Source organism: Affinibrenneria salicis (assembly GCF_008710095.1).
Genome location: NZ_VYKJ01000020.1, coordinates 26967 through 47133 on the forward strand (window position 1 = coordinate 26967; position 20167 = coordinate 47133).

At 54.7% G+C, this 20167-nt stretch carries 12 protein-coding genes, 1 tRNA gene and 1 pseudogene; 9 read left to right on the forward strand and 5 right to left on the reverse strand.

Annotated features, from left to right (window positions below; genetic code table 11):
- Positions 1–298: 298 nt before the first annotated feature.
- Complete coding sequence (epmA, locus tag FJU30_RS24575; protein WP_150437594.1) at positions 299–1276, forward strand: elongation factor P--(R)-beta-lysine ligase; 978 nt, start codon at positions 299–301, stop codon at positions 1274–1276.
- A gap of 37 nt (positions 1277–1313) precedes the next feature.
- Here the strand turns inward: epmA and mscM are convergent, their stop codons facing one another.
- The 3 genes from mscM to rsgA all read right to left on the reverse strand — a co-directional run bounded on the left by mscM (position 1314) and on the right by rsgA (position 6657).
- A complete protein-coding gene (gene mscM / locus FJU30_RS24580) occupies positions 1314–4637 on the reverse strand; it encodes a miniconductance mechanosensitive channel MscM (protein WP_150437595.1) in 3324 nt (1107 codons plus the stop codon).
- Positions 4638–4665: 28 nt separating this feature from the next.
- The gene (asd, locus tag FJU30_RS24585) at positions 4666–5544 is read right to left on the reverse strand and encodes an archaetidylserine decarboxylase (protein WP_150437596.1); all 879 of its coding nucleotides are present in this window, start codon (positions 5542–5544) and stop codon (positions 4666–4668) included.
- Positions 5545–5613: 69 nt separating this feature from the next.
- Complete coding sequence (gene rsgA / locus FJU30_RS24590) at positions 5614–6657, reverse strand: small ribosomal subunit biogenesis GTPase RsgA (protein ID WP_150437597.1); 1044 nt, start codon at positions 6655–6657, stop codon at positions 5614–5616.
- 93 nt (positions 6658–6750) lie between these two features.
- Here rsgA and orn point away from each other — a divergent pair, with 93 nt between their 5' ends.
- Together orn and FJU30_RS24600 are read left to right on the forward strand one after the other, a co-directional pair.
- Positions 6751–7296: an oligoribonuclease gene (orn, locus tag FJU30_RS24595; protein WP_150437598.1), complete on the forward strand. Its 546-nt coding sequence runs from the start codon at positions 6751–6753 to the stop codon at positions 7294–7296.
- 190 nt (positions 7297–7486) lie between these two features.
- A tRNA-Gly gene (locus tag FJU30_RS24600) sits at positions 7487–7562 on the forward strand.
- A gap of 853 nt (positions 7563–8415) precedes the next feature.
- Here FJU30_RS24600 and FJU30_RS24605 read toward each other — a convergent pair.
- Both FJU30_RS24605 and FJU30_RS24610 read right to left on the reverse strand, forming a co-directional pair.
- Positions 8416–9497: pseudogene (locus tag FJU30_RS24605) on the reverse strand (Fic family protein).
- 116 nt (positions 9498–9613) lie between these two features.
- Complete coding sequence (locus FJU30_RS24610; RefSeq protein WP_150437599.1) at positions 9614–10570, reverse strand: sugar-binding transcriptional regulator; 957 nt, start codon at positions 10568–10570, stop codon at positions 9614–9616.
- 667 nt (positions 10571–11237) lie between these two features.
- Between FJU30_RS24610 and dalD the strand changes: the two genes are divergently transcribed.
- From dalD to FJU30_RS24645, 6 genes are all read left to right on the forward strand, one after another.
- Positions 11238–12638 carry a D-arabinitol 4-dehydrogenase gene (gene dalD / locus FJU30_RS24620; protein WP_150437601.1) on the forward strand — a complete coding sequence of 467 codons (1401 nt, stop codon included), beginning with the start codon at positions 11238–11240 and terminating at the stop codon, positions 12636–12638.
- Positions 12639–12653: 15 nt separating this feature from the next.
- Positions 12654–14123, forward strand: coding sequence for a xylulokinase (gene xylB, locus FJU30_RS24625; RefSeq protein WP_150437602.1), 1470 nt, complete (start codon positions 12654–12656; stop codon positions 14121–14123).
- A 203-nt stretch (positions 14124–14326) separates the two neighbouring features.
- A complete protein-coding gene (locus FJU30_RS24630) occupies positions 14327–15286 on the forward strand; it encodes a substrate-binding domain-containing protein (RefSeq protein WP_150437603.1) in 960 nt (319 codons plus the stop codon).
- Positions 15287–15328: 42 nt separating this feature from the next.
- Positions 15329–16828, forward strand: coding sequence for a sugar ABC transporter ATP-binding protein (locus FJU30_RS24635; protein WP_150437604.1), 1500 nt, complete (start codon positions 15329–15331; stop codon positions 16826–16828).
- Between the two features lie 114 nt (positions 16829–16942).
- Positions 16943–17821: an ABC transporter permease gene (locus FJU30_RS24640; protein ID WP_395858876.1), complete on the forward strand. Its 879-nt coding sequence runs from the start codon at positions 16943–16945 to the stop codon at positions 17819–17821.
- Positions 17822–18946: 1125 nt separating this feature from the next.
- A complete protein-coding gene (locus FJU30_RS24645; protein ID WP_150437605.1) occupies positions 18947–19552 on the forward strand; it encodes a helix-turn-helix domain-containing protein in 606 nt (201 codons plus the stop codon).
- The last annotated feature ends 615 nt before the right edge of the window (positions 19553–20167 follow it).

Sequence of the window (20167 nt, forward strand, 5' to 3'; positions counted from 1 at the left end):
AACCCCATGCCGGAGCAATATAAGAATCAATAATCATCTATTTTTAGTATGGATTTGATTATATCTAAGCCAACTTAAATGAAATTTGATGTGATGCACCTTTTTCTGTTTTTTCAGTATCTTCCACCGGGAATAGATAAAAACGTGATCGATAAGGTCATTTCCCCATAAATAACACTTTTATTTCTTTAATAACGCGTTTTGACCGCCGTCAGGAAAATGTTTCACTGGATACAATTTGTCTGGTCGCTTTGATACGGGTAGACTGCTTCCCCTGTTTGACTTTGGAGTGATAACCATGAGCGAAACGGAAAGCTGGCAACCCAGCGCTCCCGTGGCTAATTTGCTGAAGCGCGCGGCGATTGTTGCTGAAATTCGCCGCTTCTTCACCGAGCGTGGTGTGCTGGAGGTGGAAACGCCCGCAATGAGCCAGGCAACGGTAACGGATGTTCACCTGTTCCCGTTTGAGACGCGTTTTGTCGGCCCCGGCGTCGCTGATGGAATGACGCTGTATCTGATGACCAGCCCGGAATATCATATGAAACGCCTGCTGGCGGCGGGCAGCGGGCCGATATACCAGATCTGCCGCAGCTTCCGCAACGAAGAGTCCGGGCGTTATCATAATCCGGAATTCACCATGCTGGAGTGGTATCGGCCGCACTATGATATGTACCGTCTGATGAACGAAGTGGACGATCTGCTGCAGCAGGTGCTGGAGTGCGACGGCGCCGAAATGTTGTCTTACCAGCAGGCCTTTCAGCGTCATCTGGAACTCGATCCGTTGGTGGCGGATAAAGCCCAATTGTGCGAGGTGGCGGAAAAGCTGGGCGTGGGCGATGTGGCCCGGCGCGAAGAGGATCGCGATACGCTGCTGCAACTGCTGTTTATGGTTGGGGTGGAGCCGGGGATCGGGCGAGAAAAACCGGCGTTCGTTTACCACTTCCCGGCCTCTCAGGCCTCTCTGGCGGAAATCAGCAGCGAAGATCACCGGGTAGCCGAACGTTTTGAGGTGTACTTCAAAGGCATCGAACTGGCCAACGGCTTCCGGGAGCTGACGGACGGCGACGAGCAGCGTCAGCGTTTCGAACAGGATAACCGCAAACGGGCGGCCCGCGGCTTGCCGCAGCAGCCGATCGACGAATATCTGCTGGCGGCGCTGAAAGCGGGTATGCCGGACTGCGCCGGCGTGGCGCTGGGCGTTGACCGTCTGATCATGCTGGCGCTGGGAGCGGAAAGTCTGAGCGATGTGATCGCTTTTCCCGTTTCCCGCTCCTGAGTCACTTGCTGCCGCTGTCGCCAGCGGTAGTGTCCGCTTACAAACCGCCTTCCATTCGCCCGCTGCCGGTCATCGTGCGTTTCTGACGCGCCAGACTTTCCGTGCGCACCTGGATCGGCGGGAACGGCATGACCAGGTCGTGCTTACGGTAGTTGTCCAGAATTAACTGGTGCAGTTCATGGCGCAGCGGCATGCGATGCGCCATTTCCGCGGCAAAGATACGCAGTTCGAAAATCTGAATGCCCTGTTGTAAATCGACAAGGAAGATTTCCGGCTGCGGATTATCCAGCACGTAGGAGCAGCGTCGCGCGGCATCCTGCAACAAATCGGTCACCAACTGGCTGTCGGCTTCCGGCGGCGCCGGTACGGTCAGCACCACGCGGGTTACCGAATCCGACAGCGACCAGTTAATAAATTGCTCGGTGATAAACGCCTTGTTCGGCACGATAATCTCTTTGCGGTCCCAGTCGGAAATCGTGGTGGCGCGAGTATTAATACGCGTCACGCTGCCGGTTAAATCGCGAATGGTGACCGTATCGCCGATGCGAATCGGTTTTTCGAACAGGATGATCAGGCCGGAGATAAAGTTGGCGAAGATCTCCTGCAGACCGAAGCCCAGCCCGACGCCGAGCGCCGCCACCAGCCACTGTAGTTTTGACCATTCGATACCGATGAGCGAAAAGCCGGTCAGCCCGCCGATTAACATAAGTAAGTATTTACTTATCGTGGTGATGGCGTAACCGGTGCCGGGCGATAAACTGAGATGCTGCAGCACCGCCAGCTCCAGCAGCGCAGGCAGGTTTCTTACCAGCTGAGTGGTGATGACAAACACCAGAATAGCGATAAAAATCGCGCCCAGCGTAATCGGCTGTACGCTCTCCACGCCCTGTACGGTGCTGGTCACGTCCCACAGTCGGATGTTTTCCATGAACGAAAAAGCCGAATGGATTTCCGACCACAGCACGATAACCGAGAGCAATGCGATCAGGGTCAGAATAGAGCGCACCAGCTGCAGCGATCGGGCGCTGATGGCGTCCAGATCGACCACCGGTTCATCAACGGCTTCCGGGCCGTCGTGGCTGGCGGCGGGGGACGACTCTTCTTCGCCGCGCGCCCGTTGCGCCAGGATCTCCGCCCGGCGCTGCCTGGCGCGATCGAAGGCGATACGGCGGCGCTGAATCAGCATCCAGCGCCGGATGATGTGGTAGATCACCAGCAGCGAGAACCAGATGGCGACCGAGGTCTCCAGCCGGGCGAGCAGCGCCTGAGCGGTGGTCAGGTAGCCGACGCAGGCGGCCAGCGCGGCGACCAGCGGCGCGGCGATCAGCAAATTCCACAGGAAACGGTTAACGGTATTGTCGCCATCGCCTTCTTTATCAAGATACAGCGTAATGCCCGCCCGTTTCAGACTGCCGGTGACCACGCCAAGCGCCAGACAAAGCAGAATAAAGCATAGCCGGCCCAGGGTGGCGGAGAATTCGCGGTCGTTGAGTTTATCGAAGGTAATCAGCGCCATCATCAACGGTACGATAACGCCGATGGACAGCCGATAGTAGCGCATCGCCCGCGCCACGCGCTCCGGCGACCAGTGGAAATGCACGATGAACAGGCCGCGCGGATTGGCGAAGGAGGCGCTGATCATCACCACCCACATCAGCGGCACCGTGGCGGTTACGCTATCGCCGATGGCGACCGCCATCGGATAAGGCCAGGCGTTTTGCAGCCCGTAACCCAGCGCGGCCCACAGCACCGGCAGCGGCAGCGCTACGACCACCGACCAGAACACGGTGCGCAGCGTCAGGCTGAAGTGGTCCTGCGTGACTTTGCCTACCCGGTTGCTGGCGCGTTCGAGAAAGGCGTGATAGTGACGGCGCGAGCTGATGCCGACGCCGACCAGCAGCAGCGCGCCCAGCAGGGGCAGTACGGTTTCCTGGCTGGTAAGCATCATAATAAAGGCGCTGCTGAGCTGGGTGAAGGTATCCAGAGAAAGCAGGCGGGTCAGATCCTGCACCAGGTTAATGGGGTAGCTCAGCGAGATCGCGTTAACGTCCGCCACCCAGAACAGGTAACGATGCGCCGCCTCGCGGATTTCCCCCAGCGCGTCCTCCAGCTGATTGTTGGCGACCTTCAGTTTGGTCAGCTCCAGAATTTGCGTATCGCAGCCCGAGATCAGCGAGGTCAGCAGTTCGCGCTGCGTACGCAGCTGATCGTTCAGAATGCGTTTCTGCGCTGAGGTTAACGGGCTGCCATCGTCCTGAGTAACCGTTTCGAGCTGCTGTTGCTTGTTGGTCAGGTCTTCGAAATGCAGACGCTGTACGCGCAGCTGCGCCATATCGCTGTCCAGTTGCTGCGGTTTCGGCATTTCCGGCAGGCGGGCGACCTGAGCGCGCAGCGTTTCGCCCAGCGCGGTGGAGGAGCCCAGCCACTGCGCCTGTTCGCGCAGCGTGCTCAACGCCTGGCGGACCTGCAGCGTGTGCGACGCCGCCTGGCGCTGCTGCGAGGCGATCAGATCCATGCGCTGCGCCTGCTGGTTGAGCGCCACCGACAGCTCGCGGTTAATTTTCAACTGGTCGCTGATTACGGCGGGCAATTCGCCGCTCTGCTCGGCCAGCAGTTCGGTTCTTTCCAGCGCCTCTTCCGCCTCGCGTTGACGCAGGTTGTTGATATTGTTGCGTAAGGTTTGTAGCTGCAGATCCAGTCGCTCATGGCGCTTGCGGTACAGCTCCGCCAGCATGCGGGAAAGCTCCTGGCGATTGCTGGCGGAGAGCTGCGCCAGCTCCAGCTCATCGACCCGCGCCTTGCGCAGCGACAGTTCGGCCTGCAGCGCGTAGCTCTGGGCCTGCGCTAGCGGCGTGCCGGGAGAACTCTGTCGCTGCATGCGTCTTTCCGCATCGTTTAAGGCCCGGTTCGCCTCGGTCTGTTGCTGCGGCAGCTGGTTCAGCGAGTCGCTGATTTCGCGCAGGCGATCCTGTTCCTGCTGCAGCTGACGCGATTGCTCAAGCAACTGACTACTGGTTTGCAGAATCTGCTGCTCCAGCTCGTTAATGGACTGGTTCTCTTTAGCCGCTGTCGTTTTGTCGTTTTCCGCCGTCTTCTGCGCCTGGCGCAGTTCCTGAGTCAGACGGGGAAAATCATCAATGACGCGCTGATATTGCGCGGCGCGTTCGTTCACCTCGTCGCGCTCTTGCAGAGAGGCCAGCGCCGAGCGCAGGTTTTCTATGATTTCCGCCTGATTAGGCGTGCCTTTATTGGCCTCCGCCTGCTGCAGTTCCTGACGCAGCTGCGCGTCATTCGGTACGGTGGCGGCGAATGACGCGGCGGTGAGCAGACACCCCAGCAGAAAAGTTAGTATCAGACGCACGGCGATAACCTACCTTATCTCGTCAACATCAGGGCGTATTGACCGGCGCGGCGGCCTGGGCGAACGGCGCGCCCACGCGGGTAATACTGTGGCTGTGCAGATCGGCGGCAAACCGCACGCGGCCGGCGGCGAACAGATTGATAACGGTCGATCCCAGCTTAAAGCGCCCCATCTCCGCGCCTTTCGCCAGGCTTATCGCGCCTTCCTCACCCTGAGCCGGCCAGGTCCAGCGCTTAATGATCCCTTCGCGCGGCGGCGTGACGGTGCCGGCCCACACGGTTTCAATGCTGCCGACGATGGTCGCGCCCACCAAAATTTGCGCCATCGGGCCGAAGTCAGTATCGAACAGGCAGATGATGCGTTCATTACGGGCGAACAGATTGGGGACGCTGGCGGCGGTTAACGGATTAACCGAAAACAGATCGCCCGGTACGTAGATCATCTCGCGCAGCACGCCGTCGCAGGGCATGTGTACACGGTGATAGTCGCTCGGCGACAGATAGGTCGTGGCGAATTGCCCGTCGCGGAATCTGTCGGCCAGCAGATAGTTGCCGGCCAGCAGAGCTTCCAGCGTGTAATCGTGATGCTTGGCCTGCAGGATTTTTCCCGCGCTGATCCGGCCCAGCTGCGAGATCGCGCCGTCGGCCGGCAGCACCAGATCCGCCTGCGGGTCGATCGGTCTTGCATCCGCGCGCAGCGGGCGGACGAAAAACTCATTGAACGTCGCGTAGGCCGACAGATCGGGCCGCTGAGCCTCCTGCATATTGACTTTATAGCAACGGACGAAAAGACTGATGACCAGTTTGGTTAGCGCGCCGGCGCGCTTATCGGCGCCCCAGCCGGCAAGACGGGTTAGCCAGATTTTAGGCAACCAATACTGTAGTTTGATTTTTATACGGTCCAACACAAAGACCTCCTGGAGGATGGAATGCCGGTGAACAAAAGGGGCGCATTGTAACGGCGGATAAGATAAATGTCAGTTGCCCGAATCAGAAAAGGATTTACGCGTTTTTACCTGCGCCATACTTTCCAGAATACGGTGATAATTATCAAAACGTTCCGCTGCGATTTCACCGCGCTCCATCGCAGCGCGGATGGCGCAGCCCGGGTCGGTATCGTGGCGACAGTCGCGGAATTTGCAGGTGCCGAGGTAATGACGAAATTCGATGAATCCCTGAGTGACCTGGGCTGGATCCAGATGCCACAGACCAAACTCGCGCACGCCCGGCGAGTCGATGACATCGCCGCCGTGCGGGAAATGATATAGCCGGGCCGCGGTGGTGGTGTGCTGCCCCAGGCCGGAGGTATCGGAAACATTATTGACCAGAATACTGTCGTCGCCCAGACCGAGCAGCGCGTTAAGCAGGCTCGACTTACCGACGCCGGACTGACCGGCGAAGATACTTACACGGTCAGTGAGCGCTTGCTCCAGTTCGCTAATGCCCTGCTGATTATGGCTGGAGACCAGCATGACCCGGTAGTCGATCTGACGGTAGATATCCATCAGCTCATTAACAAAGGTACGCGCTTCGTCGTCCAGCAGATCAATCTTATTCAGCACGATCAGCGGTTCGACTTCCAGCGTTTCGCAGGCGACCAGATAGCGGTCGATCATATTCAGCGACAGTTCGGGCAGGATGGCGGAGACGATAACGATCTGATCGATATTGGCGGCGATCGGTTTAACGCCGTCATAAAAGTCGGGCCGGGTGAGAACGGAATGACGGGGGTGCACCGCCTCAATAATTCCGCTCGCCTGAGTATCGCCGGTGGTGCGCCAGACTACACGATCGCCCGTGACTAATGACGGGATGGTGCGGCGGATTTTACAGCGAAACAGGCTACCGTCTGGAGCTTCGACATCGGCACGCATTCCGAAACGACTAATGATCACGCCTTCCCGCGTTTCCCCCAGCAGGCTGTCATCCGGCTCGTTGTTCTCCGTGGCCTGTTTTAGACGGCGCTGATGGTTGGCACTAACCCGACGTTGTTGACCTTTCGACAGTTTCTTTTTGCTCACTGAGCCTCACTTGATACGGCTGTTATCGCCCGCGGCGACTGGAAAGTCTATAATACACGCTATTTTGTATTCGCGCAGTTAACGGGACCACACATGACGGTAAATGAAAATAATCTGATTTGGATCGATCTTGAAATGACCGGTCTGGATCCTGAGCGCGATCGGATCATCGAGATCGCCACGCTGGTGACCGACGCCAGCCTGAATATTCTGGCGCAGGGGCCGGTGCTGGCGGTACACCAATCGGATGAGCAACTGGCGTTGATGGATGAGTGGAACGTGCGAACGCATAGCGGCAGCGGACTGGTCGAACGAGTCAAAGCGAGCCGGCTGGACGAACGCGCGGCGGAACTGGAAACGCTGGCTTTCCTGCAACAGTGGGTGCCGGCCGGCAAATCGCCGATTTGCGGCAACAGCATCGGCCAGGATCGTCGTTTTCTGTTCCGCTATATGCCTGAACTGGAAGAATTCTTTCACTACCGCTACCTGGATGTCAGTACGCTGAAAGAACTGGCGCGTCGCTGGAAGCCGGAAATTCTGGCCGGCTTTAAAAAGCAGAATACCCACCAGGCGCTGGACGATATTCGCGAATCCGTGGCGGAGCTCAGCTACTATCGCGAACATTTCATTAAGCTGTAAGCACGCGCAACGGCCCGTCGGCGCTCATTTCGCCAGCGCTTTGCCGGTTTTATCGGCAGTCAGGCGAAATTTGTCGGCGGGGGGCTTGCGACGGGAGCAATTTCTCGTATAATGCGCACCTCGTACCAGCACGCAACTGTGCAGCGCATCGACCTTTCGGTCGTGAGCAAAACGGGTACGGCAGCAATATGCGGGAATAGCTCAGTTGGTAGAGCACGACCTTGCCAAGGTCGGGGTCGCGAGTTCGAGTCTCGTTTCCCGCTCCAATTCTTGTTCTATAGACAGCCACCAAAGTCTGTAGCTCTCTGATTCAACAGGGTAATCGCTCTGTTGAGTATCCAGCGAAGTCCACTGAAAACCACCGTCAACCACGCCGAAGTAGTACACAAATTAGTACACGAAAATCGGGTGCGTTATCGGTGCCAGCAGCGCATATTCTTCGCGTCCGTTCAACGTTTGGTTGAATTATCCAATATATAGCGATGAGACCAGACTATCCTGATGATATCAGGCGCGAATAGTCCGGGTAACGTCATCCATGGCTCGAAAATGCCGGCAAGAAGACAGCGCCAGACAAAGCGGGTTTGCACGCTTTCAGGGGAATATTCAGGCGATGGATCGTCGAGCGTAGTTTTGCATGCTGCCAGAAGGACCGGCGGCTATGAAAGCGCCGTGAGCGAAAATATCGACCTGCAGTTTATCCATTTCCCCCTCTGGCGCGCCGCATAAAAAGATACTGAACGGGCTGCTGGCAAGTTAACCCGGCCGCTTCAGCGTTGAATTCGCCAGGCGGTTTTATTTAATGCCCCATGGTCTAATCATTCCTGCGCATGAGGCGAGACCGGAATTAAATAGCTTCGTATAATAGCGCTACGCCTGCCCTGCAGGTTGAGTGACAACGATATCACGATTAAATTATAATCAACTGTTTTTAATGATTATTTAAATGCTCTTATCATCAGTTACGCGCTGTATCATGGTCAAAAGTGAAGCATCAATGCGCGAAGCGATTTAATCGCATCATTATTTTCGCGTTTCTACAAAACGAATGAAAAATAACAGGGCGAGTGGTGTAAACATAGCCAACGCCATGCAGCCCTTTCGCTGGCGGGTTTCCTGTCAATATGAGGGCGCAGGGTTATTATCCCTCGTCATCAGTCGTATCAGTTTGGGATGCGTATAGCGCTTCTCACGGCCGACGGTTACGCCAATTCGGCATAATTGTTTCAAATAGACAGAGACCGTTTGGCGATGTCTCTATCAATGAGGTTGGCGATGCCGCAATAGGGCTGTTCAAAAATAATCTGTACCAGTTCGTGACTGTAGATTTTAGGCAGAGATTGCCGAATATGATGGGTTGTAACGGACAGCAATTCACCAACCGCCGCAATTTTTTTCGTTGTCCATATTGATGCTTCTTCAACCGCACGCAGTATAAATAAAATCCAGGACTCCCAGTCACCCGAAGCCGTCACACCACGCAGCAGACCATAGTACTGCGCTTTGTGGGCGACGATATACCGGCTTAGACAGAGGATTGGCAGCGCCAATAATCCTTTTTCAATTAAAAATAGAATGTTGAGTAGGCGGCCTGTTCTGCCGTTGCCGTCAGTAAAAGGATGGATGGCTTCAAACGGGTAGTGAGTGACAGCCATTTTTACCAGCGGATCGATACCATCTTCTGCATGAATATAGCGTTCCCGGTTGGCAAGCAGATCGAGAATGACGGTTTCACCGACCGGCGGCGTATAAATGACCCCATAGCTACTGCTGACCACTGCGGTTCCGGCCACTTTACGGACACCCATCCCGGCGTTTTTCAGCGTGCCGCAAATCCTGAGCGCCGTTGATGTACAGATTGGTCGCTCTTTGACGTTGTTAAATTCGTCATAAAGAGCGGTTCGATAGCGTAATGCTTCTTTGCTGGCTGGGTCGGCCTGGCTGTCGTCCTGCAAAAACTGAAAAAGTTTGTCCGATGTGGTGACGATGTTTTCAATTTCAGATGAATCCCTGGCTTCCAGCAGTGGCATAAGGTTGATCAATAGTTCCTGACTGGGCAGTAATTCTCCGGTTTGTTTCAGCCCGGCAAGCGCGGCGCGGGCCTTGACGCATGCTTTCAGTACCGGCTCGGACTCAGTGCGAACGCTGGTCGGCGGCAGTAAAGGGAGTTGATTAAACGGTATTTTTGGATCCCATGGCATAGTTACTGGTCTCGTTTTTATCGACATTATTTAACCACCTGTCGATGTGATAAAGAGGCCGGCGTCAATGGCGATGTCGTTAATGGGAGCGATGAAAAGACCGGTACGCTCCTGCGTTAACGGGTTTCGTCGGCCAACAGATCCATCGCGGTCTCTTCATCGGTCACCAGCCCATTGATCCAGCCGCCCGTGAGCGCGGCCCGAATGGCCTGGCGTTTTTCCGGTCCGCCGGCGAAGCCGATAACCGGCTTTGGCGAACGGGGCTGGACGGCAATGCTGGTCAGGCGCTGATCCAGATTGCTTTTCACCCGCAGTCCGTCCGCGCCGATGAAATGACCGATAATCTCCGCCACCACGCCAGCATCGATCAGGTGATTAACCTCGTCGGTGGAGATGAAGCCATTATTATGCAGCGGGCAGTGCAGCGCCATTGGCCCGATGCCGAGAAAGGTGACGTCGGCCTGACGGGCTTTGTCGCTGACCATACGGTAGATGCGGTGGCCGCACCATAATTCCCTGTCGGCCGGACTGTCGGCAAATAACGGCGCGGGCAGGATGAAATATTTGCCCTGGGTTTTTTCCGCCATTCTCAGGGGAACGTCATAGCGGGTACAGGAACCGTCGGAGGCGATAGCGCCAATGAGCGATACGCAGCTGTGCTGCGGCCGGTCCAGACTTACCAATTCATTTATGGTGGCGCGCAGTGTGCGACCGGAGCCGACGGCGATCATCTGCGGCTGTGCCTGTTCGATGAACTGCTGCATGACCTCGGCGCCGGTGACCGCCAGCATGCGGTTAAGGCTGACGGCGTCCATGCCGCCGGAGGGCACCACCTGGCAGAGTCTCAGGTCGAACTGGCGGGCCAGACGTTCCGATAAGGCGGTGCACTCGGCCACCGGATGGGTAATATTAACCCTGACCAGACCGTTGTCCGACGCGAGCGCCACCAGGCGCTGCGCGGCCTGGCGTGAAACGCTCAGTACATCGGCAATCTCATGCTGTGTTTTACCCGCCACGTAGTACATCCAGGCGGCCCGGGCGGCCTGATCCAATTTTTTATCAATTTTACTCATCGTTCATACCCACTTTTAGCGTTTACATGAATATACCTTCTCCAGGTATCACAAATGTCTAAAAAACAGTTCGGTAAAGCACGAACGGCGTCAGGCGTAACGTGCTTGCCGCAGCCGCAGCCGCAGCCGCAGCCGCAGCCGCAGCCGCAGCCGCAGCCACAGCCACAGCCACAGCCACAGCCACAGCCACAGCCACAGCCACAGCTACACCCACACCCACACCCACACCCACACCCACACCCACACCCACACCCATCTGACGCTGGACCGACCCGCTCCCGCTTTCCAGGCCGAGTGAAGCGTTTCCGGGGCCGGTCTCCGCCAGCCTGCGTTAGCCGGTGATGTGCCGGATAGCATGCCGATGATTTCTCGCCAATAACGACAGCGATTGTCCCCCATCTTCACCTGTGCCGTATGTGAATCCTGCACGGCGCGGCGAATTGTCTGCGTTTTGCCGTCTGAAACCGTGGCCGGGCGGGGCTGGCGCCCGCGGTTATTGCGACGGACGGTCTGAGCATGGTCGGTATCAGCCGATGCGCGGTAGTCAATAATGTTCATTATGTGAGCTAAAGCTCAAACGATGAGAAATTATTCAACTAAGTTTTGTTAAGCAATTGCCCATTATTTGAGCTTACGCTCATTTACCCTATGCGAGGTAGTATAGATTATGACCACATCAGCTCATTTCACCTGGATGCATATCGGTGCTGGATCATTCCACCGGGCGCATCAGGCCTGGTATCTGCACCGTCTGTTGCGGCAGGGCGATCGCCGCTGGCATATCGCCATCGGCAATATTCGCGATGATGCCCGGCCGCTGCTGGAAACCCTGGCGGCTCAGAAGGGGGAATACACACTGGAAACCGTGACGCCGGCGGGAGAACGCAGCTATGAGAAAATCACGTCTATTCGCACGGTGATTCCGTGGGATGAACGCCTGTTCGCGCTGATTGAACAGGGGGCCGCCGCGGAAACCCGCATCATTTCCTTTACCGTCACCGAAGGCGGGTATTATCTCGACACGCATTTTAAGCTCGATCAGAACAACCCGGAGCTCCAGGCCGATCTGAACGGCGAGACGCGCACCATCTATGGCGTGCTGGCGCGTATCCTGCAGGCCCGGCGCGCGCGGAATACCGGCGGCGTCACGCTGCTTAACTGCGATAACTTGCGCCATAACGGCGAGCGTTTCCACGATGGTCTGGTCCAGTTTCTGTCCTTGCGCGGGCAACAGGAACTGCTGGACTGGCTGGCCGAGCATGTCACCACCCCCAATACCATGGTCGACCGTATCACGCCGCGTCCGTCCGCCGATATCGCCGGTCGGGTCAAACAGGCGATTGGGTTCGACGATGACGCGCCGGTGATGGGCGAATCCTTTATCCAGTGGGTGGTGGAGGATCGATTTATCGTCGGGCGACCGGCGCTGGAAAATGTCGGTGTGGAAATGGTCGATTCGGTGGTGCCTTATGAAGAGGCTAAAATCCGTATTCTGAACGCCAGCCATAGCTGCATCGCCTGGGCCGGCACCCTGATCGGCCTGTCGTATATCCATGAAAGCACGGCGAACGAGGATATCCGGCAGATGGCCTGTGATTACGTCACCCGCGATGTCATTCCGTCGCTAACGCCCAGTCCGCTGGATCTGGCCGCCTATCGCGATGTGGTGCTGGAGCGCTTTAGCAACCCTTATATTCTCGATACTAACCAGCGAGTGGCGGCCGACGGTTTCTCTAAAATTCCGGGGTTTATCACGCCGACGCTGATTGAATGTTACGGACGCGGCCAGTCGCCGCAGGCCACTGCCGTTCTGCCGGCGTTGTTCTTCCTTTTTATGCGCCGCTGGCATGAAGGCGAATTGCCCTATGAATATCAGGATGGAATCCTGGATGCGGCGGCCACCCATGCCATGTTCAGCGCCGCCGATCCGATCGCGCTTTACGCCCGCCATAGCAAACTGTTCGGGGCGCTGGCCGGCGAGCCGGATTTTGAACTGCTGATGCGCGACACCATTACCCGGCTTGATGCCTGGGTGAAGTCCCGCGCGGCGGCAATCACTTCACACTAAATAACGGGTGCGATTATGTACATGGGTCTCGATTTAGGCACCTCAGAAATAAAAGCCGTCATTATCGATGAGAGCGGCGCGCTGCGCGCCAGCGCGGGCGAGGCGCTCACGCTACAGCGTCCGCATCCGCAGTGGTCGGAGCAGGATCCGGCTCAGTGGTGGGCGGCGACTAACCGGGCGATCGCGCGCTTGCGCGCCGATTGCCCCGAACTGTGGCGAGATATTCGCGCCATCGGGCTGTCCGGCCAGATGCATGGCGCGGTGCTGCTGGACGAACGTGACGAAGTACTCCGGCCGGCCATTTTATGGAATGACACCCGCTGCGCCGACGAGTGCCAACTGTTTACCCGCCAGGCGCCCGAACTGCACGCCATCGCCGGCAACCTGGCCATGCCGGGGTTTACCGCGCCCAAGCTGCTGTGGGTCGCCCGCCATGAGCCGGCGTGTTTTGCCCGGGTGCGTAGCGTGCTGCTGCCTAAAGATTATCTGCGTTTGCTGATGAGCGGCGACAAAGTCTCCGACATGTCCGATGCCGCCGGTACACTGTGGCTGGATGTCGCCGGGCGCGACTGGTCGGATACGCTGCTCTCCGCCTGCGGGCTTAGCCGGCGACATATGCCCGCGCTGGTTGAGGGTTCCGCTCCGTCCGGCTGTTTGCGGGCGGAAGTGGCTCAGGCGTGGGGGCTGGCCGACGGCGTAATTATCGCCGGCGGCGGCGGCGATAATGCGGCCAGCGCGGTCGGCGTGGGTGCGGTGAATAGCGGAGATGCCTTTATTTCCCTCGGCACCTCCGGCGTTATCTTTGCGGTTAACGATCGTTTCCGGCCGAATCCGCAGTCGGCGCTGCACGCGTTTTGTCACGCGCTGCCGGGGCGCTGGCATCAGATGAGCGTGATGTTGACCGCAGCCAGCGCATTACGCTGGCTGTGCCAGTTGCTGGGAACGCACGAAATCGCGCTGCTGGAGGAAGTGGCGGCCCTCAGCGTGGAGGAGCAGCGGCTGGCGCCGGTTTTTTTACCCTATCTGTCCGGCGAGCGCACGCCGCATAACGATCCGAACGCCAGCGGCGCTTTTTTCGGTTTATCGCATTCAACTCAGCGTGGCGCGCTGGCTTATGCGGTGCTTGAAGGCGTGACGTTCGGTCTGGCGGATGGTCTGGCGGTAATGCGGCAGGCAGGTACTCACGTCGGCCAGTTTTCTCTTATTGGCGGCGGGGGGCGCAGTCCCTGGTGGGCTCAGCTTATCGCCGACGTGCTGCAGGTTCCGGTCGTGACGCATAAAGACGGTGCGGCCGGCGGGGCGCTGGGCGCGGCCCGGCTCGGTTGGCTGGCGGCCGGCGGCGTTGAGTCGGAGGTGTGCCGGCAACCGGCGATCCAGCAACGCTTCAGCGCCGATAGCGCAAGACAGGCGCAGCTGGAGGAAAGGCTGCAGCGCTATCGCTTGTTCTATCGTCAGCAGGTAGAGGCCCGCGCGCGGCGCGACTGAGCGCCAGACAGCCACCTTCGGCGTGGTTAAGGAGGTACAACGTTCAGCACCGTTTTATTTCGCTTTACGGCGGCCGGCGAATTCGCGGGGGCGCCTTACACCGGTCGGCGGGGCGTCAGTCTTGCCGGCCGGCGTTTAATCATGAAAGAAATAATATCAATAAATTACCTGTACTCCAACGTAGCCAAAAAGGAAGGATAGCGATGAAAAGAATGTTAATTACGCTTCTGCTGTCTTGCGCGACGGTCGCGGCCCCGCTTCACGCGGAAGATAAAATTAAGGTTGGTTTCGCCAACCGCACGCTTAACGGCGCCTTTTTCAATGGCCTGACCGAATATATGAAGATACACGCCAAAGAGCGGGGATACGAACTGATTACCACCGATGCGCGCGGCGATTTGAATAAGCAGATCTCCGATGTCGAGGATATGCTTTCCCAGGGCATTAACTATCTGGTGTTGAATCCCCAGGATCCCGAGGCCGGCATGCGTATTACGCAAATCGCCAAACGCGCCGGTATTCCTACCGTTATCCTGGACAGCGACATTTCGCTGGATGCGCCGGTGATCACCCGGGTGCAGGCGAATAACGCTAAAAACAATATCGCCATCGGCGAATATGCGGTTGAGCAATTCGGCAATAATCCGATGAATTGCGTCATCATCAGCGGCAATCAGGGAAATCTGGTCGGCGAAGCGCGCCGTACCAATTTCATTCGCGGTGTTATGGAGGCTCAGCTCAGGAAATACAACCACAGCAATCTGACTATTATCAGCCAGGGTTGGGGCAACTGGGATCAACAGGGCGGGCTGAAGGCCATGGAAGATATTATTGTGGCTCAGGGGGATAAGGTTAATTGTGTGTACAGCGAAATGGATGATATGGCGCTGGGTGCAATATTATCGCTCAAGGCCGCTAATCGATTACAAAATGTGAAAGTGTTTGCGCACGATGGCTATAAAAAAGGCCTGGAGTCGATTGAACGTGGCGAACTGCAGGCTACTGCGTCAAATAACCCGAATACGCTGACCGATACCGCGCTGCGTATTATTTCTGAGTACGCCGCCGGCCAGAAAGACTTTCCTGATTATGTCTATACGCCGACTATTTTGATTACTAAAGATAATGTGAAAAAAATCTACGATGCCGACTCTCTGTTTTAATCCGTTCCCCCCGCTGTACGGGGGGTAAAATGAGGTATGTTCATGGACCAGTATGCAGTCGTTATCGATAAGGTCAAAAAAAGTTTTGGCGGCGTCCATGCGCTGAAAAATATTGACCTGAAAGTAAAGCGAGGCGCTATTCACGCCATTGTCGGTGAAAATGGCGCCGGAAAGTCCACCCTGATGAAAATCCTGTCAGGAATCTATATTAAGGATAGCGGGACAATTCATATCAATGGCAAAGAGGTTAATTTTACTTCGCCTAAGCAGAGCCGGGAAAATAATATCGGCATTATTTATCAGGAGCTGGCGCTGGCGCCGGATCTGACGGTAGCGGAGAATATTTTTCTCGGCGATCTGGGGTTTGGCGGCCCGCTGGTCAACTGGCGTAAACTCAACCAGAAAGCCGGCCGAGTCCTGTCCAATCTGGGTTTTCATATTCCGCCGACAGTCCTTCTGGGTAGCCTGAGCGTCGCTTATCAGCAGATGGTGGAGATCGCCAAATCGCTGGCCAGGGACGTAAAAATCCTCATTCTTGATGAGCCTTCGGCCGTGCTGTCCCGGCGCGAGATAGAAATCCTGTTTGGCCAGTTAAAATTACTTAAAGGTCAGGGGGTCACCATCTTGTATATTTCTCACCGGCTGGAGGAGATCTTTGCCATTGCCGATGCGATCACCGTGATCAAAGATGGGGAAACCGTCACCGATCTGGATCCAGCCCTTTGCAGCGAAGACGATATTATTTCCAGCATGGTGGGGCGTAAATTCGAGAACCTCTACCCGCCGAAAAATATTCCGCAGGATGAGATCATTCTCGATGTGCAGGGTATGAGCACCAAATCGTTGCTCAGCAATATCAGTCTGCGGGTCAGAAAGGGGGAAATCGTCGGACTGGCCGGGCTGGTGGGCTCCGGACGCACGGAGATTTCACGTTGCCTGTTCGGTCTCGACCGACTCAGCGCCGGTAAAATCGTCAAGAACGGTCGGGAAATAACGATTCATCATCCGGCGGACGCGATGAAAAAGGGCATTGGTCTGGTACCGGAAAGCAGAAAAGAGCAGGGGGCGATATTATCCCGGCCGATTCGGGAAAACATGACGCTCTCCAGTTTAAAACGCGTTTGTTATAAATTCGGCATTATCAATTATCGCAGTGAAAAATCGTTTAGCGAACAGTCGCGCCAACGTCTGTCGATTAAACTGGGATCGGTGGAGGATCCTATTTCCAGCCTCAGCGGCGGCAACCAACAAAAAGTCGTTATTGCCAAATGGCTGAATACCGATTGCGATTTACTTATTCTGGATGAACCCACCCGCGGCGTGGATGTCGGCGCCAAAGTGGAAATATACAACGTCATCCATCAATTAGCGCAAAAAGGCTACGCCATTATCGTTATTTCTTCCGAAATGATCGAAGTGATCTCCCTGGCTCATCGGGTGTATGTGATGAGTGAAGGTTCTATTACCAAAGAGCTGTCCGGCGATCAGATTAGCGAAGAAAACATTATGCGATTTGCTATTCCTAAACGAGCCTTAGCATAGACGAGGAAGATGATGGAAACGATAAATGCCCCGAATGAAAATAGCGTGACCACTCTGCGGAAAAAAGTGCTGATCTTTTTTGCCAATAATTCAACGTTACTGGTCTTTTTTGTCATGCTGATCATCGCCAACTTTTTATCCGACCGTTTTTATACGCCGGAAAATGTCACCAATGTGCTGCGCCAAAGCGTGCCGCTCGGGCTGGCGGCGATCGGTATGCTGTTTGTTATTCTGACTGGCGGGATCGATCTGTCGGTAGGATCGATTATGGCGTTGGTATCGGTCGCGGTTGCGATGTTGATCCCTGAGGTCGGCATTATTCCGGCCATCGTGGCGGGCGTGGCTATTGCCACGCTGGTGGGCGCCGCCGCCGGTTCGCTGGTTACTTTTTTTAATATCGCTCCCTTTATCGCTACCCTGGCGATGATGACCATTGCCCGGGGTCTGGCGCTTATTGTCGCCAAAGGTCAGCCGATCTTTATTGACGACATGGCTTGGGTAAATTTCGGCACCGGGTATTTTCTGGGTTTGCCGCTGCCGGTCTACGTTTTTATCGCCTTCGCGCTGCTGGCGCATTTCGTTTATCAGTATACGGTATTCGGCCGGCTGGTGATTTCGATTGGTTCCAATGAGACCGCCACCCGTTTCGCCGGTATTCGGGTGGATCTGTATAAATTCGCCGTGTATGCCTTAAGCGGTCTGGCCTGCGGTCTGGCCGGGATTCTGGCGTCTACCCGTACCGGCGTGGGATCGCCGGTCATGTCGATCGGTTTCGAACTGGACGTTATCGCCGCGGTCGTGGTCGGCGGCGCCAGCCTGGCTGGCGGCAAGGGGACGGTCGTCAATACTATTATTGGCGTGCTGATTCTAAGCATTATTTCCAATTTGATGAACCTGATGAATATTTCCGGCTATAACCAGCAGGTAGTTAAAGGGGCGATCATCATTATCGCCGTCATGCTGGAAAGCGTTAAATCGCGGGCGCGGGCCTGAGTGGGCGCGTAGCCCGGGTTGTCCGGTCGACGGCATCGCCGCCCGCTTTGGCGGGCTATTCACGGGGTGATACTCGTCATTCTTCCGTCGGCGGGGCATTGGCCGCGTTCCATTATTCGGCCCGTTGCCGGATCTCACTCCCGGGCGCCGACGGCGGCGGCGTTCAAATTCGTTCCCGATGGATTTGAACGCCGAATCACCTGCCTGAGTCAGCTCATCGTGATGGAGGCGTTCCGCCCTGTTGCCCCCCACCTTCGGCTGCGCCGGCGCTGTTTAAATCGGTTCCCGACCGATTTGTTGCTTGCTTGCCGCGTTACGAGGCGAATCTATATGCCTTGCCGATAAAGAGCCAACGCATTGCGCTGTTCAAAACGAGAACGTTTTGTCCTGCCGCTTAAGTTAGTTAGCGTACAGACAAACCGGGTTAAATAAATGATTATCTTTTTTCTATCATTTTATTAACAATAGGTTTCATTTGCCGATGTAAATTTTCGTTAGTCCCCGGCATATCGGAAGTTTTCCTGCTCGTTATTCTGGTTTTTTATTTTATTTTCGTGCTCATTTGAGAGTATTATTCTTTTTTTTGATTGTTTTATGTGCGATGCGTGAATTCTTATGCTTTTATTTCGTGCTCACGTTGATTGTCAGGATAATGTAATTCTTTTGTCTAACATTAAATCGGAACGGTTCTTTCAGCGGGGCATAATGATTGCACTCGATTCCTGATAGTTTAAATTCGGACACTATGTAGATAAAACACAGCAAAATTTGAATATACCCTTTGCCTTTTTGGTTGCAGGTGCGCAGGCTGCTTTAATTACCTTGACCAGTGTGTTCGCTGTCGACAGCGGTCAATTTACCGCAGGCAGATTTGTCATCTGGTTATATACTAGATAGAACTCATGGAGATTTGGGGCTGCTTTACTGTAGCGCTATTAGGGTATAGACGTTGACCTCGTCTGACGGGGGAATTGTCACGTACGATGAAAAAGCATGGGCGTATTTTGGCGATTGCGCCCGATAAAAATCGGTAAGTAAAAATTTTTTATGGATCGCGCAGTTTCTGAAGCTGCTTGTATCCATTAAATTCTGGTATTTATTCTTTTTTAGACAAGGGCTACTCGAATGGTTGATCTGGAGCAATCCATATCTCGTCTGACAAAAATGCTTTCTCCACATGCTCGCTCAGCTATCCCAACCGAAGTCATCAAAGGGAAAAGACGTTATCATCTTCGTTGCGCCGGCGAGCAGGTTATCTATTTTCTTGATGAGGGCGAGTTTTTAATGAAAAGAACCCGGGATAATAAGGTTATCTCGGTGATCCTGTCTCCCTCAATCGTGGGCTGGTCTTTGGCGGCACTGGAGGGAGATGACATCTATATTGAACGAGTGGATTACGGAAAAATAAGATGCTTGCCGTTTAATATCGCGTTAAGGGTAGTTACGGCCTATCAGCGATTTGATGATGTATTGAATATTGTCAACTTCTGGTTTCACTATTTGGTTAACTTTTGTGTTGATAATGATGGCGATTCGGTATCGATTGTAAAAAAAATGCTGATATCGCTGAATAACTTACCGCCGGAAGTCAGGCAACGTTTTACCGCGTTAACCTTTATCGCACAGAGAACCTCGCTTTCTAAAAGCACCATATTCAGGGTGTTAAAGAAACTACAGGAAAATGAGCTGATAGAATTAGAACGCGGCCGGTTAAAAAAAATATCCTTCTAAATAGCTTTGCATAATCGTGCTATACGTGCAGGACATGACATTCCCCCAGTACTGGCCTTGCACGATAAGCAGTAGAGCATCAAGGTGCGAATTTAGTTAGTCCACATCCTGTCGGCTGAACCAGCGTCAATGGCGCGTTCAGCCGCTTTTCATTATCCTTCCTTTTTTTGTCGCCGCTGCTACGCCTTTCTGACGCCGGCGGCGGTCGGCCATTATTTTCTCTTTATTTTTTGTTAGCCTTATTCAATTAATGAAATAGTCTCTTTTCACAATACAATTGTTTGCCGCCTAATTAGTTCATTTGTATTTTTCATAAAGGTTAATTCTTGCGGTATTTTTTTATTAATTTAAACAATAAAAAAACATGAGTATTCATATGAAATGTTTTATTTGTATCCGGTCTCACTGCTACGACGATTATTTTTATGCGATTTGGTTTTTAATGCTGGTTTTTGTTTCATTTTTAGTTAATACGTCTGATTTTATGGGGGTTTGACTGCTATTTAGCTCGTTTTTTTTGAATTTTATTGTTTTTTGTTCATCGCTCGCGATTTATTTTTTTTCGAAAATACTCAAAGGGCAGGGGGAATTTTCACTTGCAATGATTTCTCAACC